Source organism: Mesorhizobium sp. M7D.F.Ca.US.005.01.1.1 (genome assembly GCF_003952545.1).
GTDB classification, from domain to species: Bacteria; Pseudomonadota; Alphaproteobacteria; order Rhizobiales; family Rhizobiaceae; genus Mesorhizobium; species Mesorhizobium loti.
This window is the reverse complement of record NZ_CP034453.1, coordinates 1,712,845-1,728,690: the sequence shown is the minus strand read 5'-3', so window position 1 is coordinate 1,728,690 and position 15,846 is coordinate 1,712,845. Positions and strand designations below refer to the sequence as shown.

The window sequence follows — 15,846 nt, the reverse complement described above, 5'->3', positions numbered from 1 at the left end:
GCGCTGCAATGCATCGTCAATGTCGCGAGAGGGGCCGATGAGGTGGGAGGCTGGAACAATGACCCGTTCCGGGCTCGTTAGGGCTGCTTCCTTCCGGACCTGACCCGGTTGGCGAGTGGATCGTCCACCACCAACCTCCCGCTTTCCATATCGGCAATTGTGCGACGAAATGCAAGTGCGCCGGAGAAATCGCCAAAAGATGAAATTGGCGCACCAAACCGTGAGCGGCGCAATGATTCGCTTGCAGCCCCCTTGCCGCCGCTCTAGCGTTCCTGCGTTTGAGGAAACCAAGAAAAGCAAGGGAAACGCCGATGCTGCCGGGCCTGAAGGCCGGATTCACGCTGGACACCCGGCTGGAGGCGGACAGCGAGCAGTTGATGTGGCTTGGGCTGTGCGAATTGCGCGTGATGAACGACCGCCGCTGGCCATGGCTGCTCCTGGTGCCGCAGCGGCCGGGCGCGGAGGAAATCCACGACATGACGCCGCTCGACCAGGCGATGCTGACCTTCGAGACCAATATGGTGGCACAGGGACTGAAAAAAGCGACCGGCTGCACCAAGATCAACACCGGCGCTCTCGGCAACATTGTGCGCCAGCTGCACATCCATGTCATTGCGCGTTCGGAAGGCGATCCCGGCTGGCCAGGCCCGGTATGGGGGCACGGCCTGCGTGAGCCCTATCAACGTTCCGACCTGCGGCGGTTTGCCGAAACGATCAAGGCGGCGCTATAAGCGTTCCCCGTGTCCATCCCGCAACGTACGCCAGAGTCTCCATGAGCTTCCGCCTGTTTGACGCGCCTTTGCGCGAGCCGAGCCAGTTCGTCGGCTTTGCCGGCAACACCATCGACCGGCAATCCGAAAACCGCGCCGACGATTCCGTCGACAAGGCGCTCGCCGACCCGGCGACGCGGCTGCTTCTGATGAATGGCGGCCGGCTCTATCTGAGGCTCGGGGATGGCGGCGGTCTCGACCCCTGGTTCAGCGCCGCCGAGAGCGAGCCCTTCAAGGTCTCCCTTGCGCAAGGCATCCTGCTCGGTTTTTCCGAACAGGGACCGGTGCTGGCCGTGCCCGCCGGCATCGACGCCGAGCAATTGCCGGAAACCATCAAGGCCATCGACTATCGCTCGGTCTATATGCAAGGGCTGATCGACGAGGCGGCTGCCGGCGCGATGGCGCAAGGGGCCGCCCTGCTTGCCTGGCACGCCAGCCATCGTTTCTGCAGCAAATGCGGTACCGAATCGCAGATGCGGGCCGGCGGATACAAACGGCATTGCCCGAATTGCGGCACCGAGCATTTTCCACGCACCGACCCGGTGGCGATCATGCTGACGGCGACGCGGGAGAAGTGCCTGCTCGGGCGCGGCCGTCATTTCGCGCCGGGCATGTACTCGGCCCTTGCCGGCTTCATCGAGCCGGGCGAGACGATCGAAGCGGCGGTGCGCCGCGAGACGCTGGAGGAGGCCGGCATCAGGCTCGGCCGTGTCGTCTACCATGCCAGCCAGCCCTGGCCGTTTCCCTATTCGCTGATGATCGGCTGCTTCGGCGAACCGCTCAACGACGATATCCAGGCCGACCTCAACGAGCTGGAGGACTGCCGCTGGTTTGCCCGCGACGAAGTGCGTTTGATGCTGACCAGGGAGCATCCCGTCAATCTGATCACGCCACCGAAAGGCGCCATTGCGCATCACCTGATCCGCGCCTGGGTCGACTCGGAATGATGACCGCGAACACCGAAAGACATAGCAGGAGCAGGACATGATCCGTCACACCGTCGTCTTCACCCTGAAGCACCCGCCGCATTCGCTGGAGGAAAAGAGGTTCCTCGTCGACGCCAAGAAAATCCTCACCGCGATCAGGGGCGTCACGCATTTCGAGCAATTGCGGCAGGTTAGCCCGAAGAACGACTATCGCTTCGGATTCTCGATGGAGTTCGCCGACCAGGCCGCCTACAACAGGTACAACGACCATCCAGACCATGTCGCCTTCGTGCGCGACCGCTGGGTGCCGGAGGTCGAGGCCTTCATGGAGATCGACTACGTGCCGCTGGGGGCGGTGATTTAATCCGCCACTTTCCACTGCTCACGCGACTCGCTGGCCGGATAGACGCCCAGAATCCGCACCTCGCGCGAGAAGAAGCGAAGCTCGTCCAGCGCCAGCTTGACCAGTGGATCGTCGGGATGGCCCTCGATGTCGGCGTAGAACAGCGTCGCCGTGAACGCGCCGAGCTGGTAGCTCTCCAGCTTGGTCATGTTGATGCCGTTGGTGGCGAAGCCGCCCATGGCCTTGTAGAGCGCGGCCGGCACGTTGCGGACGCGGAAGATGAAGGTCGTCATCATCTTGACGTCAGGCGACGGGCGCTCCGCCCATTGCTTGTTCTTGGTCAGGACGACAAAGCGGGTGACGTTCGAATCGGTGTCCTCGACATTTTGCTCGATGATATCCAGCCCGTAGAGCGTCGCGGCCAGCGCCGGCGACAGCGCCGCCATGGTGCGGTCCTTGACCTCGGAGACCATCTTGGCGGCGCCGGCCGTATCGCCGGCGACGATCGCCTTCCAGCCGTTCTTGCGGATGTATTTGCGACACTGGCCAAGCGCGTGGATGTGGCTGTGCACCGTCTTGATCTCGTCGCGCTTGACGCCCGGCAGCACCATCAGCTGGAAATGGATCGGCAGGAAATATTCGCCGATGATGTGCAGCTTCGATTCCGGCAAGAGATGATGGATATCAGCGACGCGCCCGGCAATGGTGTTTTCGATCGGAATCATGGCGAGGTCGGCCTTGCCGGTCTCTACCGCGTTGAACGCATCCTCGAAGGTCGGACACGGCAACGGCTCCATCGATGGATAGACGTTGCGGGAGGCGGTGTCGGAATTGGCGCCCGGCTCGCCCTGGAAGGATATTCTGTTGGTCTTTTCAGGCATGGCCAATTCTCGATTCAGGGGGTCTCAGCTTCGAAGGGATTTTTCAGTTTGCAAGGATGGTTCTGGCGCGTTCGAGGTCGTCCGGCGTGTCGACGCCCAGCGGCATCGAACGCACGATCTCCGCATCGATGCGCATGCCGGCCTCCAGTGCCCGCAACTGCTCCAGTCGCTCGCGGCGTTCGAGCGGCGACGGCTTCAGCGCGACAAAACGTTCAAGCGCGGCGCGACGATAGGCATAGAGTCCGACATGATGATAAAGCGGCCCCTCGCCCCAAGGTGCTGTGGCACGGGTGAAATAGAGCGCCCTCAGCCTGGTGCCCGAAAGCGGCGAACCGACGATCTTGACGACGTTGGGATTGGTCTTTTCCTCATCGCGGACGATCTCGACACCGAGCGTGGCGATGTCCACCGCTCTATCCTGGAGTGGCCTCAGCGATGCAACGATGATCCCGGGATCGATGGTCGGCAGGTCGCCCTGGACATTGACGACCGTTTCGACCTTGCGGTCAGGATCGAGCGCGACCAGCGCTTCGTGGATGCGGTCGGAGCCGGATTCGTGGTCCATGCGCGTCATCACGGCCTCGAAACCGTGCGCGCGCACCGCTTCGGCCACGCTTTGCGTGTCGGTCGCCACCACCACCCGGCCAAGGTCGGCCTCGGCGGCGCGGCGGGCGACATGGACGATCATCGGGGCGCCGGCTATGTCAGCCAGCGGCTTGCCCGGCAGGCGGGTCGAGGCCATGCGGGCCGGGATCAGGATCAGCGTGGACATCTCAGGTGCAAGGCGTCTCAAAGAGGACAAGGAAAGTGGCAAAAGGTCTCACTGGAAGCGCCCTTATAGGTGTTGCAACGCCGCAGCAAAAGACCTAGTTTCCGCCCGATTTGACCGCCCTGGCAGGGTGGGTCACGATACCGACGGACGGAGTGGACGGTTCGGTCCGCCGGAAAAGGGAGCAAGGGGCGTATGGATTCCAACGAAGTCAACAAACTGCTCGCCGGATTGCTCGGAACCGTTTTCGTGGTCTTCTCGGTCGGCATTGTGTCCGATGCGCTGTTTGCCTCGCCGGCTCCGGAAAAGCCCGGTTTCGCCATCGAGGCCACCGAGCCCGCCGAAGGCGGCCCGGCCGCGCCTGCTGCCGCAGCCAAGCCGATCGCCGATCTGCTGGCGACCGCCAATGTCGAGCAGGGCGCTGCCGTCTTCAAGAAGTGCCAGGCCTGCCATTCCGGCGAAAAGGGCGGCCCCAACAAGGTCGGCCCCGATCTGTGGGATCTCGTCGACCGCCCCGTGGCCGAGCATGAAGGCTTTGCCTATTCGGCCGGCATGAAGGAATTTTCCAAGGGCGGCACCGAGAAGTGGACCTACGACAACATCAACCACTTCATCACCTCGCCGAAGAAATTCGTGAAGGGCACCGCCATGGGCTTCGCCGGCCTGCCCAAGGACGAGGACCGCGCCAACGTCATCGCCTATCTGCGCACGCTGTCGGACAATCCCAAGCCGCTGCCGGCGCCAGGCGCTGCCGCCGATGCAACCGCGCCCGCCAAGCCTGCCGATGCAGCTGCTCCGGCAAAGCCGGCTGAAGGTGCCGCTCCAGCCAAGCCGGCGACACCTGCCGCTCCAGCTGCCCCGGCCAAATAAACAAACTGTCAGCTCAACGATCTTGAAAAAGCCGGGTTCAGCCCGGCTTTTTTGTTAGGAAAACCACATATGCGGCGACAAAGCCGCGCATGGCGGTTTTCACGAGCGCCAAATCATCTAGATTGCCTATCAACGGGCATTGCGAAGAGGATAGTGCATGACGGTTGGCCGAACGCTTCTCAAGTCGTTGCTGGCGGCAGCCCTTCTGGCGGCGGGGTTGCAAGCGACCCGAGCCGACGAATGGCGCACCACCTCATCGCTGATCGGCGAATCCAAATACGGCGACAATTTTCAGCACTACGACTACGTCAATCCGAACGCGCCCAAGGGCGGCACGCTGAACCGGGTGGTGATCGGCACGTTCGACAACTTCAATCCTTATATCGTTCAGGGATCACCGGCGGCTGGCCTGGTCGGATTCGGCGGCGGCCTGCTCTACGACACGCTGATGGAGCAGGCGACCGACGAAGGCAGCACCAGCCACCCACTGATTGCCGATGCCTACAAATATCCGGCTGACTATTCCTCCGCGACCTACCGGCTCGACCCGCGTGCGAAATGGCATGACGGCCAGCCGATCACTGTCGACGACGTGATCTGGTCGTTCCAGGTGCTGAAGGCCAACAGCCCGTTGTACAACCGCTATTTTGAGAACGTCACCGACGCGGTCGCGGTCTCCGATCGCGAGGTCGAGTTCCACTTTAATCAGAAAGGCAACAGGGAACTGCCGAAGATTCTCGGCGATCTCGTCATTCTGCCGAAGCATTGGTGGGAGGGCAACGACGCCAGCGGCAAGAAGCGCGATATCACCAAGACGAGTCTGGAGCCGCCGCTGGGGTCAGCAGCCTACAAGATCGCTAGTTTCAAGCCGGGTTCCGAAATCATCTGGCAGCGTGTGCCGGACTATTGGGGCGCCAAACTGCCGGTGAAGATCGGCCGCGAGAATTTCGACAAGCAGCGTTTCAGCTATTTCCTTGACGACAACGCCGGTTGGCAGGCCTTCACCAAAGGGGGCTTCGAGGACTTCCGCGCCGAGGCACGCGCCCAGCGTTGGGCGGTCGAGTATACCTTTCCAGCGATCAAATCCGGAGATGTCATCAAAAAGGAATTCCCCACGACCTCACCAGAACCGATGCAGGCCTATTTGATAAATACGCGCCGCCCGCTGTTCCAGGATGTGCGCGTACGCCAGGCACTCACCTACGCGTATGATTTCGAGAGCATGAACCGAACCATTTTCTTCGGCGCCTATACGCGCACGGACAGCTATTTCGAAGGCGGCGATCTGGCCTCGACCGGCCTGCCACAGGGCAAGGAGTTGGAGATACTCCAGCCGTTTCGAGACAAGTTGCGGCCTGAACTGTTCACGCAGGAATTCAAGCTGCCGGTCTACGACACGCCACAATCGGGTCGCGAGAATTTGCGCAAGGCCTACGAGCTTTTCAAGCAAGCCGGCTGGATCAATCAGGCCGGAAAGCTGGTGAATGCGAAGACCGGCGAAGTGTTCAAGATCGAGTTCCTCGGCAATGATCCCGTTGACGAGCGGGTCGCCTCGCCTTTCATCGACAATTTGCGGCGCCTGGGCATCGATGCAACGCTGCGCATTGTCGATGACAGCCAATATACGAACCGTACCCGCGCTTTCGACTTCGACATGCTGGCGCTCGCAGGTTTTCAGCAATCCAACTCACCCGGCAACGAACAGCGCGACTTTTTCAGTTCCACGGCTGCGGACAGGGCCGGGTCACGCAATTTGGCCGGCATCAAGAACCCTGTCGTCGACGCGCTGATCGACCGCGTCATCTTTGCGACCGACCGCGACGACCTGGCGGCTGCGACCCATGCCCTCGATAGGGTATTGCTTTGGAATTTCTACATGGTGCCGCAATGGCACTTGGGGAAAGTTCGGGCCGCGTACTGGAACAAGTTCGGCATGCCTGAAAAACAACCAACCTATCTCGGAGTCGATTTGGACTCCTGGTGGATCGACCCGGACAGAGAAAAGGCGCTGGCGGCCAAATACAAGGGCAGCAATTGATGGCGGCCCTGCCCCGCCGCGACTTCCTGGCCTTGGGCAGTGCCGCTGCTGCCGCCGCCTTGCTGCCAGGCCGGGCCTTCGCCGACACTGCGACCGGCACCAAACTGCACGGCCTCTCTGCCTTCGGCGACCTCAAATACAAACCGGACTTCACGCATTTCGACTACGTCAATCCGGACGCCCCAAAGGGCGGCCAGATGAATTTCGCGCCGCCGAACTCGACCCTCAATCAGAGCTTCCTGACCTTCAACACATTGAACTCACTGGTGTTGAAGGGGGAGGCGCCGCCGCGCACCGAACTCTGTTTCGATTCGCTGATGACAAGCGCGCTCGATGAGCCGGATGCGGTCTATGGCCTGCTTGCCGAAACCGTTACCCTGTCGCAGGACCGCAACGGTTTCCGCTTCGCGCTGCGACCGCAAGCGCGTTTCCACGACGGCTCGCAGCTGACTGCGGAAGACGTTGTCTTCGCGCTGAAGCTTTATAAGGACAAGGGCCATCCGAACCTTTCCCAGGCGTTGCGGTACATGGCCGACGCGGTTGCGGTCGATCCCGCCACCGTCGATCTCACCCTCAACGGCAAACAGTCGGCGCAAAACATCCTTTCGATCGTTGGGATGCCAATCGTCTCCAAGGCCTTTTATACGGCCAATGATTTCGCTTCCTCGACGATGACACCGCCGCTTGGTTCGGGACCCTACAAGATTGGACGCGTGGCGGCCGGACAGACTGTCGAATATGACCGTGTGCCCGACTATTGGGGCCGCGATCTCCCGGTGAACCGTGGCCTCTACAATTTCGACCGCATCCGCATCGACTTCTATCTTGACCGGCAAGCGGCATTCGAGGCCTTCAAGAAAGGCGACACGCATTTTCGCGAGGAATTCACCTCACGGGTATGGGCGACCGGATACGACTTTCCGGCGCTGAAGGACGGCAAGGTCGTCAAACGGGAGTTTCCCGGCGAGAAGACGCCAGACATGCAGGCTGTCGCGCTGAATCAGCGTCGTCCGCAGTTCCGCGATGAGCGGGTGCGGCAGGCGATAGCCAGATGCTTCGATTTCGAATGGATGAAGCGGGCCCTGTTTTACGGCTCTTACGAGCGCTCTCAATCGAACTTCGAACGGTCGGACTACAAGGCCGAAGGCCTGCCCTCGCCTGGCGAATTAGCCCTGCTGGAGCCGTTCCGGACCGAGTTGCCGCCAGAGGTCTTTGGAGAAGCGGTAACGCAGCCCCTCTCTGACGGTTCGGGCCATGACCGCAAGCTGCTGGGCGAGGCTTCAAGATTGCTTGCGCAAGCCGGCTGGAAGCGCGCGGGCAGTTTCGTCGTCAACGACAAGGGTGAGCAGCTGCGGGTCGAAATGCTGGCGGAGGATGACGGCATCGTTCGCATCTACACCCCATGGTCCGAGAATATGAAGGCGATCGGGATCGACGCATCGATCCGGCAAATCGATTCGGCACAGTATGAACAGCGGCAGAGCGATTACGACTTCGATCTTGCCTTGCTGCATTGGTCGATCGGGGCGACGCCGACCGACGACGGCCTGGAGATGCTCTATGATTCCCGGATGGCGAAAACGCCGGGGCAGCGCAACTATCCGGGCACCGAAAGCAAAGCCATCGACGCGCTGATCGTGGCAGCCGGCAAGGCGAAAAGCCGAATTGAACTCGTCACGGCGCTTAGAGCGCTCGACCGGGTCTTGCGCGCGCGGCTGGACTGGATTCCAACATACTATCTGGCGAATCACCGCGTCGCCTATTGGGACATGTTCGGCTTTGTCGAGCAGAAGCCCGATTTCGGCTTTCCGGTCGAGACGCTGTGGTGGTTCGATAAGGGCAAGGCGGCAAAAATTGGCAAAGGCTGAGATATCGGTCCAACGAAGGCAGAAAGCCTGATGGGCGCCTATATCCTGCGCCGCATCCTTTTGATGATCCCGACCCTGTTCGGCATCATGGCGATATCCTTCGCTGTCATCCAGTTCGCCCCCGGCGGCCCGGTCGAGCAGGTCATCGCCAGGCTGACCAACCAGGGCGGCAGCGACCGCCTCGGCGGCGGCGGTGGCGACGCGGGCGGCAGCGCCAATTTCGACGTCGCCGGCGACGTCAGCTCGAAATATCGCGGCGCGCAGGGGCTCGATCCGGAATTCATCAAGAAGCTGGAGAAGCAGTTCGGCTTCGACAAGCCGCCGCTCGAACGCTTCGGCATGATGCTGTGGAACTATTCCCGCTTCGATTTCGGCGACAGCTATTTCCGCGACATTTCCGTGCTCGACCTGATCCTGGAAAAAATGCCGGTGTCGATCTCGATCGGGCTGTGGATCACGCTTCTGTCCTACCTGATCTCGATCCCGCTCGGCATCCGCAAGGCGGTCAAGGATGGCACCCCCTTCGACGTCTGGACCAGCGGCGTCGTGATCGTCGGCTATGCCATCCCTGGCTTCCTGTTCGGCATCATGCTGATGGTGCTGTTTGCCGGCGGATCCTTCTGGGACTGGTTTCCCTTGCGCGGCCTGACATCGGACAATTGGGATCAATTGTCCTGGTGGGGCAAGATCGTCGACTATTTCTGGCACATGACCTTGCCGCTGACCGCCCTGGTGCTGTCGGCCTTCGCCACCACGACGCTGCTGACCAAGAACTCGTTCCTCGAAGAAATTCGCAAGCAGTATGTGGTTACGGCGCGGGCCAAGGGCCTGTCGGAACGGCAGGTGCTCTATGGCCACGTCTTCCGCAATGCCATGCTGATCGTCATCGCCGGATTTCCCGGCGCCTTCATCTCGGCCTTCTTCACCGGCTCGCTGCTGATCGAGAACATCTTTTCCCTCGATGGCCTCGGCCTGCTCGGCTTCCGGTCGGTGGTCGAGCGCGACTATCCCGTCGTGTTCGCCAATCTCTATATCTTCTCGCTTCTGGGGCTGTTCGTCGGGCTGCTGTCCGACCTGCTCTACACCTGGGTCGATCCGCGCATCGATTTCGAGCGGAGAGACGTCTGATGTCGGAGGCTACTGCCACCGCGGAGGCTGCACCCGCGCGGATCAAGCGGCCGTTTCTGTCGCCGCTCAACAAGCGCCGCCTGCAGAACTTCAAAGCCAACCGGCGCGGCTTCTGGTCGTTGTGGATCTTCCTCGTCCTGTTCGTGCTGTCGCTGTTTGCCGAATTCATCGCCAACGACAAACCGATCATCGCTTCCTACAAGGGCGAGATCCTGTTTCCGGTACTGGTCGCCTATCCCGAGGAAAAATTCGGCGGCTTCTATGCCGTCACCGACTATCGCGATCCGGTCATCCAGGACGAGATCAACGCCAATGGCTGGATGATCTGGCCGCCGGTGCGCTACTCCTATCAGACCGTCAACAACGCTATTCCGGAAGCAGCTCCGGCCAAGCCGTCCTGGCAGTATGACGCCAAGACGCGCTGCAACCAGTATCCGCAGGGTGCGGCCGACCCGGCCTGCATCGTCGGCAACTGGAACTGGCTCGGCACCGACGACCAGGCACGCGACGTGCTGGCGCGCGTCATCTACGGCTTCCGCATTTCGGTGCTGTTTGGCCTGATCCTGACCGCCGGCTCGGCCCTGATCGGCGTCGCGGCCGGCGCCGTGCAAGGCTATTTCGGCGGTTGGACCGATCTGCTGTTCCAGCGTTTCATCGAAATCTGGTCGGCGATCCCAGTGCTCTATCTGCTGCTCATCGTCGCTGCCATCCTGCCGCCAGGCTTCTTCATCCTGCTCGGCCTGATGCTGTTGTTCTCCTGGGTGGCGCTGGTCGGCGTGGTGCGGGCCGAGTTCCTGCGCGCCCGCAATTTCGAATATGTCAACGCGGCCCGCGCGCTCGGCGTGCCCAACCGCACCATCATGTTCCGGCACCTGTTGCCCAACGCCATGGTAGCGACCTTGACCTTCCTGCCGTTCCTGCTCTCAGGCTCGATCTCGACGCTGACCTCGCTCGACTATCTCGGCTTCGGCCTGCCGCCCGGCTCCGCCTCGCTCGGCGAACTGCTGAAGCAGGCGCAGCGCAACCTCAACGCGCCGTGGCTCGGCATTTCCGGCTTCATCGTCATCTCGCTGATGCTGTCGCTGCTGGTCTTCGTCGGCGAGGCAACGCGCGACGCCTTCGATCCGCGCAAGACGTTCCGATGAGCGAAGCGCCCCTGCTCAGCGTACAGGACCTCAGCGTCGCCTTCGGCCAGGGCGGCGGCCAGTCGCTGGCTGTGGACCACATCTCGTTCGACATCGCCAAGGGCGAGACGGTGGCGCTGGTCGGCGAATCCGGCTCCGGAAAATCAGTCTCGGCGCTGTCGGTGCTGAAGCTGCTGCCCTACCCCAGCGCCAGCCACCCCTCGGGAAAGATCCTGTTCCAGGGCGCCGACCTGCTTGCGATGAGCGAGAAGCAGTTGCGGCAGGTGCGCGGCAACAAGATCACCATGATCTTCCAGGAGCCGATGACGTCGCTCAATCCGCTGCACACGATCGAGCATCAAATCGTCGAGATCCTGAAGCTGCATCAAGGCATGGCCGACCGACCGGCCAAGGAGCGCACGCTGGCCTTGCTCAACGAGGTCGGCATCCGCGATCCGCACAAGCGCCTCGATGCCTATCCGCACCAGCTGTCAGGCGGCCAGCGCCAGCGCGTGATGATCGCCATGGCGCTGGCCAACGAGCCTGAACTTTTGATCGCCGACGAACCGACGACGGCGCTCGACGTCACCGTGCAGGCGCAGATCCTCGAACTGCTGGCCGGCTTGAAGAGCCGCAAGGGCATGTCGATGCTGTTCATCACCCACGACCTTGGCATTGTGCGCAAGATTGCCGACCGGGTCTGCGTGATGACCAAGGGCAAGATCGTCGAGACCGGGCCGACCAAGGAGATTTTCGCCAATCCGCAGCATGCCTACACAAGGCATCTGCTGGCGGCCGAGCCGAAGGGCAAACCGCCGGCCGCCAATGCCGCCGCCAAGCCTGTCATGACCGGCAAGGACATAAAGGTCTGGTTCCCGATCAAGCAGGGCTTCTTTCGCCGCACCGTCGACAATGTGAAGGCGGTCGACGGCATCGATGTCACCGTGCGCGCCGGCCAGACGCTGGGCGTGGTCGGCGAATCCGGCTCCGGCAAGACGACGCTCGGCCTGGCGCTGGCGCGCATGATCTCCTCGACCGGGACCATCCAGTTCAACGGCCGCGACATCAACCAGCTGTCCTTCAACGCCATGCGACCGCTCAGGCGCGAATTGCAGATCGTCTTCCAGGATCCGTTCGGCTCGCTCAGCCCGCGCATGTCGATCGCCGAGATCATCGAGGAAGGCCTGAAGATCCACGAGCCTAAGCTGTCGCCCGACCAGCGCGACGACAAGGTGGCGGCCGTGCTGAAGGAAGTCGGCCTCGATCCGGCGACGCGCAACCGCTACCCGCACGAGTTCTCCGGCGGCCAGCGCCAGCGCGTTGCCATTGCACGCGCCATGGTGCTCAACCCGCGCTTCGTCATGCTGGACGAGCCGACATCGGCGCTCGACATGAGCGTGCAGGCGCAGGTCGTCGACCTGTTGCGCAGCCTGCAGGCCAAGCACGACCTCGCCTATCTCTTCATCAGCCATGACCTGAAAGTCATCCGCGCACTGGCCAACGACGTCATCGTCATGCGCAATGGCAGGATCGTCGAAGCCGGCCCTTCCCAGCAGATTTTTGAAAATCCGCAAACCGACTATACTCGGGCTCTGATCTCGGCCGCCTTCAAGATAGAAACGGCGCCGGTCGGCATCGTCAGCGAGTGATTTGCGTAAAGAGGACGAGAAGATCGCAATGGAAAAAGGCCGCATCCTGCTTGCCGTCACCGGCTTTCATCCGCAGCGCTGGCGCGAACTCCTGTCGGCCGAACGCGAGGTGGTGCTGGAGCCGGACGGCGCCAGCGACCCCTCGATCACCTATGCCGTGGTGTGGAAGCAGAAGCCGAACATCCTGGCGTCGCTGCCCAATCTGCGCGCCATCTTCTCGATCGGCGCCGGTGTCGACCATATCTTCGCCGATCCCGGCCTGCCCGATGTGCCGATCGTCAAGGTCGTCGCCGACAACCTCACCCAGTACATGACCGAATATGTCGTCTGGCGGGTGCTCGACCATCACCGCCAGGGCCTGCTCTACCGGTCGCAGCAGCCGAAAAAGATCTGGCACGAGCCGCAGCAAAGGCCGGCCAGTGACATTTCGGTCGGCATCATGGGTCTCGGCAGTCTCGGCCGCGCCGCGGCCACGGTGCTGCTGTCGCTCGGCTTTGCCGTCAATGGCTGGTCGCGCAGCGACAAGGCCATGCAAGGCGTCGCGACCTATTCCGGCGAGGCCGGGCTGATTCCCTTCCTCAAGGCGACCGACATCCTGGTGGTGCTTTTGCCGCTGACGCCGGACACCAAGGGCATCATCAACTACGGCGTGCTGAAGGAATTGAGGAAGCGCAACGGCCTCGGCGGCTCGGTGCTGATCAATGCCGGGCGCGGCCGCCTGCAAAAGGACGCCGACATTTTGCGGGCGCTGGATGACGGCACACTGAAGGAGGCAAGCCTCGACGTGTTCGAGGTCGAACCGCTGCCGAAGACCAGCCCGCTGTGGGGGCATCCAAAAGTGTTCGTGACGCCGCACGCGGCGGCGACCTCCGACCCTGTCCATTTGGCGCCAATCATGCTGCGCCAGATGGACGCCTTCGAGCGCGGCGAAAAGCTCGACAATCTGGTGGACCGCAAAGCCGGATATTAACCAGGCAGAGCGAGCTTCTTCTGCTTGTCCGGATGGCCGCAGTCGCGGCGATCAATCGACCGGTTCATGGCATCGATCTCGCCGCTCGCCTTGTCGGTGTCGCGCTTGGCCTTGGAGCGCATGTCCGGCGTGAACGGGCCGAAGCCCATGGCCGGATTGGAGAAGGTCGGCTTGGCCTTCGCCGAAAGGTTGTATTGCTGCGCCAAGCCGTTGCGCTGCGCCAGCAACTGGTCGCACGGCACGCTGTCATACTGCAGGGAAGACTGGATGTTGGCGTCCTGCCGTTCGGCCATCGAGGTGCCGCCGACGCAGCCGGCGGTCAGCAGGCAAGATGCCAAGATCATCATGTTCCAGCGCATCGACTATGCTCCTCCTGATATCCCGCCCTGATGCGACCAGATCGCAAATATCAGTCGCGCATGCAAATCGGACTTTTTCGCAGCACGGATGTCCGCAAGGCCACAAGAGACTGCAGCCTCAAGCCGCCGGCAGCCTGCCTGCCACAACGACCAGCCCGTTGACGGGTTCCCGCCGGTCCTGCCGGATCACGGTTGTTTCCAGCGACAGGACCGAAAATCCGTTGGCAGCCAGGACGTCGCGCACATAGTGTTGCGCATGCGCGTAGCGGCGCGATGGCTGCAGGACAAAATCGCCACTGCCGGCCAGCTTCTCGACGGAAAAGGCGAACAGGCCATCCCTTGCCAGCAAGCCGGCAATCGTCTTCACAACGCCGTCCAGCGCGCCGACATAGATGAAGACATCGGCCACCGTCACCAGATCGGCTTTCGGGCCGGTATAGGAAAAATCCCGCAGATCAGCCTTGCCGAGGAAATCATAGGCGCCCTTGGCGCGCGCTTGCTTCAGCATCCTAGCCGAGATGTCATAACCCTCCAGCCGATCGGCGATTGGCCGCAGCCTCTCACCCATCAGGCCGGTGCCGCAGCCGAGGTCCAGCGCCAGCGCGAAGCGCCCCTGCCTTGCCGTTCGAATGGCATGATCGAGCAACTCAGGCAGCCGGTAGCCCAGTCTGTCGACCAGTGATTCATCGAAGCTCTCGGCATAGTGGTCGAACAGTGTCTCAACGAAGGCGCTGGGCAGCGCATCGAGCGCCGGCGCCTTGCCGATCAATTGCAGGTTCAGTGCAGCGCCTTGATGATCCGATGGATCGAGTTGCAGCGACATCGTCCAGGCCTGCGCAGCCAGATCCGGCGCGCCCGCCGCCTGCTGTATCTCGCCGAGGCGAAACCAGCCCATCGCCCATTGCGGTGTCATCCCCAGCGCACCGAGCAGCAATTCCGCCGCTGCCGCATGATCGCCGTCCGCATGCAGCATCTCGGCATAATCGGCACGGCGATCGGCGTTCAAGTCGCCGGACGAGGCCTGAAGCGGTTTCATGGCGATGGGTCCTGCCGGCGGATCGAGCCGGCGGTGCTGTATGCGGGAGTCAGCAGTGACTTACAACAGGCTTCCCGCAGCGGAATTATATCCTATCTTGGGGCCATGCGCGCCAGCGACCTGCTTCATCCCCGGCCCGAAGGCCTTTATTGCCCGCCGGGCGATTTCTTCATCGACCCGGTGCGGCCGGTCGACCGCGCGCTGATCACGCATGGCCATTCCGACCATGCGCGCTCCGGCCACCGCTCGGTGCTGGCGACGCAACAGACGCTCGACATCATGGGTCTGCGCTATGGCGAGGATTTCGCGGGAACAACGCAAGCAGCCCGGCTCGGCGAAACGATTGCGCTCAACGGTGTCTGCGTCAGCTTCCATCCCGCCGGCCATGTGCTGGGCTCGGCGCAGATATCCGTCGAACATCAGGGCACGCGCATCGTCGCTTCCGGCGACTACAAGCGGCAGAGGGACGCGACCTGCGCGCCATTCGAGCCGATCCGGTGCGATGTGTTTATTACCGAAGCGACCTTTGGCCTGCCGGTGTTTCGCCATCCCCCCGACACGCAAGAGATCGCCCGGCTGCTCAAATCGGCGGCGCAGTTTCCCGAACGCTCGCATCTGGTCGGCGCCTATGCGCTGGGCAAGGCGCAGCGGGTGATGCGGCTGTTGCGCGACGCCGGCTACGACCGGCCGCTCTATATCCATGGCGCGCTGGCCAAACTCAGCGAGTATTACCAGAGCCAGGGCATCGATTTGGGCACTCTCGAGCCGGCAACGGTGGAGGGCGGCAAGGACGACTTCGCGGGCGCTATCGTCGTCGGCCCTCCATCGGCCTTCGCCGATCGCTGGGCGCGGCGTTTTCCCGATCCGATCTCGTGCTTCGCGTCGGGCTGGATGCGTATTCGCCAGCGCGCCAAGCAGGGCGGCGTCGAACTGCCGCTGATCATCTCGGACCATGCCGACTGGGACGAACTGACCGCCACCATCAAGGAGACCGGAGCCGAGGAAATCTGGGTGACGCATGGCCGCGAGGAAGCGCTGGTGCGCTGGTGCGAACTCGAAGGCATCGCGGCGCGACCGCTGCATCTGGTTGGCTACGAGGACGAGGGCGATTGATG

The 15,846-nt window shown here is 62.3% G+C and carries 15 protein-coding genes and 1 other RNA gene; 11 read left to right on the top strand and 5 right to left on the bottom strand.

Annotation, left to right across the window (positions count from 1 at the left end):
- Positions 1 to 42: 42 nt before the first annotated feature.
- Positions 43 to 139, bottom strand: an RNA gene (gene ffs, locus EJ076_RS08300) — signal recognition particle sRNA small type.
- A gap of 172 nt (positions 140 to 311) precedes the next feature.
- Here ffs and EJ076_RS08295 point away from each other — a divergent pair.
- Genes EJ076_RS08295 through EJ076_RS08285 form a run of 3 tightly spaced genes read left to right on the top strand, consistent with a single transcriptional unit; the run spans position 312 to position 2,060 of the window.
- Complete coding sequence (locus EJ076_RS08295; RefSeq protein WP_109666296.1) at positions 312 to 731, top strand: HIT family protein; 420 nt, start codon at positions 312 to 314, stop codon at positions 729 to 731.
- Positions 732 to 772: 41 nt separating this feature from the next.
- Positions 773 to 1,717: an NAD(+) diphosphatase gene (gene nudC, locus EJ076_RS08290; protein WP_109666294.1), complete on the top strand. Its 945-nt coding sequence runs from the start codon at positions 773 to 775 to the stop codon at positions 1,715 to 1,717.
- Positions 1,718 to 1,754: 37 nt separating this feature from the next.
- Entirely contained in the window at positions 1,755 to 2,060 is a 306-nt protein-coding gene (locus EJ076_RS08285) for a Dabb family protein (protein ID WP_109666291.1), read from the top strand.
- Here EJ076_RS08285 and EJ076_RS08280 read toward each other — a convergent pair.
- On the bottom strand, positions 2,057 to 2,920 hold the full coding sequence (locus EJ076_RS08280; protein ID WP_109666762.1) for a prephenate dehydratase: 864 nt from the start codon (positions 2,918 to 2,920) through the stop codon (positions 2,057 to 2,059). The genes EJ076_RS08285 and EJ076_RS08280 overlap by 4 nt on opposite strands.
- A gap of 43 nt (positions 2,921 to 2,963) precedes the next feature.
- The gene (locus tag EJ076_RS08275; RefSeq protein ID WP_109666287.1) at positions 2,964 to 3,692 is read right to left on the bottom strand and encodes a 3-deoxy-manno-octulosonate cytidylyltransferase; all 729 of its coding nucleotides are present in this window, start codon (positions 3,690 to 3,692) and stop codon (positions 2,964 to 2,966) included.
- Between the two features lie 192 nt (positions 3,693 to 3,884).
- On the opposite strand from EJ076_RS08275, the gene EJ076_RS08270 reads away from it, so the two are divergent.
- The 7 genes from EJ076_RS08270 (at position 3,885) to EJ076_RS08240 (ending at position 13,336) form a co-directional block, all read left to right on the top strand.
- Positions 3,885 to 4,559: a cytochrome c family protein gene (locus EJ076_RS08270; protein WP_109666284.1), complete on the top strand. Its 675-nt coding sequence runs from the start codon at positions 3,885 to 3,887 to the stop codon at positions 4,557 to 4,559.
- 157 nt (positions 4,560 to 4,716) lie between these two features.
- Entirely contained in the window at positions 4,717 to 6,597 is a 1,881-nt protein-coding gene (locus tag EJ076_RS08265) for an extracellular solute-binding protein (protein WP_126067562.1), read from the top strand.
- Entirely contained in the window at positions 6,597 to 8,465 is a 1,869-nt protein-coding gene (locus EJ076_RS08260; RefSeq protein ID WP_126067561.1) for an extracellular solute-binding protein, read from the top strand. The genes EJ076_RS08265 and EJ076_RS08260 overlap by 1 nt, the downstream gene beginning before the upstream one ends.
- A gap of 30 nt (positions 8,466 to 8,495) precedes the next feature.
- A complete protein-coding gene (locus EJ076_RS08255) occupies positions 8,496 to 9,593 on the top strand; it encodes a microcin C ABC transporter permease YejB (protein WP_109666276.1) in 1,098 nt (365 codons plus the stop codon).
- Positions 9,593 to 10,738, top strand: a complete 1,146-nt coding sequence (locus EJ076_RS08250; protein ID WP_109666273.1) for an ABC transporter permease — start codon at positions 9,593 to 9,595, stop codon at positions 10,736 to 10,738. The genes EJ076_RS08255 and EJ076_RS08250 overlap by 1 nt, the downstream gene beginning before the upstream one ends.
- Complete coding sequence (locus tag EJ076_RS08245; protein ID WP_126067560.1) at positions 10,735 to 12,366, top strand: ABC transporter ATP-binding protein; 1,632 nt, start codon at positions 10,735 to 10,737, stop codon at positions 12,364 to 12,366. Before EJ076_RS08250 ends, EJ076_RS08245 begins: the two co-directional genes overlap by 4 nt.
- Positions 12,367 to 12,394: 28 nt before the next feature.
- The gene (locus tag EJ076_RS08240) at positions 12,395 to 13,336 is read left to right on the top strand and encodes a glyoxylate/hydroxypyruvate reductase A (protein WP_126067559.1); all 942 of its coding nucleotides are present in this window, start codon (positions 12,395 to 12,397) and stop codon (positions 13,334 to 13,336) included.
- On the opposite strand, the gene EJ076_RS08235 is transcribed toward EJ076_RS08240, so the two are convergent.
- On the bottom strand, positions 13,333 to 13,695 hold the full coding sequence (locus EJ076_RS08235; protein ID WP_109666264.1) for a hypothetical protein: 363 nt from the start codon (positions 13,693 to 13,695) through the stop codon (positions 13,333 to 13,335). The two genes, EJ076_RS08240 and EJ076_RS08235, sit on opposite strands and share 4 nt — an antisense overlap.
- A gap of 118 nt (positions 13,696 to 13,813) precedes the next feature.
- The gene (locus EJ076_RS08230; RefSeq protein WP_126067558.1) at positions 13,814 to 14,731 is read right to left on the bottom strand and encodes a methyltransferase domain-containing protein; all 918 of its coding nucleotides are present in this window, start codon (positions 14,729 to 14,731) and stop codon (positions 13,814 to 13,816) included.
- A 105-nt stretch (positions 14,732 to 14,836) separates the two neighbouring features.
- Between EJ076_RS08230 and EJ076_RS08225 the strand changes: the two genes are divergently transcribed.
- Positions 14,837 to 15,844, top strand: coding sequence for a ligase-associated DNA damage response exonuclease (locus tag EJ076_RS08225; protein WP_126067557.1), 1,008 nt, complete (start codon positions 14,837 to 14,839; stop codon positions 15,842 to 15,844).
- Positions 15,845 to 15,846: the final 2 nt, after the last annotated feature.

Excerpts from the sequence above, each read along its gene's own strand:
- nudC (WP_109666294.1), top strand. The coding sequence starts at position 773 with ATGAGCTTCCGCCTGTTTGACGCGCCTTTGCGCGAGCCGAGCCAGTTC.
- EJ076_RS08295 (WP_109666296.1), top strand. The coding sequence starts at position 312 with ATGCTGCCGGGCCTGAAGGCCGGATTCACGCTGGACACCCGGCTGGAG.
- EJ076_RS08285 (WP_109666291.1), top strand. The coding sequence starts at position 1,755 with ATGATCCGTCACACCGTCGTCTTCACCCTGAAGCACCCGCCGCATTCG.
- EJ076_RS08260 (WP_126067561.1), top strand. The coding sequence starts at position 6,597 with ATGGCGGCCCTGCCCCGCCGCGACTTCCTGGCCTTGGGCAGTGCCGCT.
- EJ076_RS08250 (WP_109666273.1), top strand. The coding sequence starts at position 9,593 with ATGTCGGAGGCTACTGCCACCGCGGAGGCTGCACCCGCGCGGATCAAG.
- EJ076_RS08230 (WP_126067558.1), bottom strand. The coding sequence starts at position 14,731 with ATGAAACCGCTTCAGGCCTCGTCCGGCGACTTGAACGCCGATCGCCGT.
- EJ076_RS08265 (WP_126067562.1), top strand. The coding sequence starts at position 4,717 with ATGACGGTTGGCCGAACGCTTCTCAAGTCGTTGCTGGCGGCAGCCCTT.
- EJ076_RS08280 (WP_109666762.1), bottom strand. The coding sequence starts at position 2,920 with ATGCCTGAAAAGACCAACAGAATATCCTTCCAGGGCGAGCCGGGCGCC.
- EJ076_RS08270 (WP_109666284.1), top strand. The coding sequence starts at position 3,885 with ATGGATTCCAACGAAGTCAACAAACTGCTCGCCGGATTGCTCGGAACC.
- EJ076_RS08245 (WP_126067560.1), top strand. The coding sequence starts at position 10,735 with ATGAGCGAAGCGCCCCTGCTCAGCGTACAGGACCTCAGCGTCGCCTTC.
- EJ076_RS08240 (WP_126067559.1), top strand. The coding sequence starts at position 12,395 with ATGGAAAAAGGCCGCATCCTGCTTGCCGTCACCGGCTTTCATCCGCAG.
- EJ076_RS08235 (WP_109666264.1), bottom strand. The coding sequence starts at position 13,695 with ATGCGCTGGAACATGATGATCTTGGCATCTTGCCTGCTGACCGCCGGC.
- EJ076_RS08275 (WP_109666287.1), bottom strand. The coding sequence starts at position 3,692 with ATGTCCACGCTGATCCTGATCCCGGCCCGCATGGCCTCGACCCGCCTG.
- EJ076_RS08225 (WP_126067557.1), top strand. The coding sequence starts at position 14,837 with ATGCGCGCCAGCGACCTGCTTCATCCCCGGCCCGAAGGCCTTTATTGC.
- EJ076_RS08255 (WP_109666276.1), top strand. The coding sequence starts at position 8,496 with ATGGGCGCCTATATCCTGCGCCGCATCCTTTTGATGATCCCGACCCTG.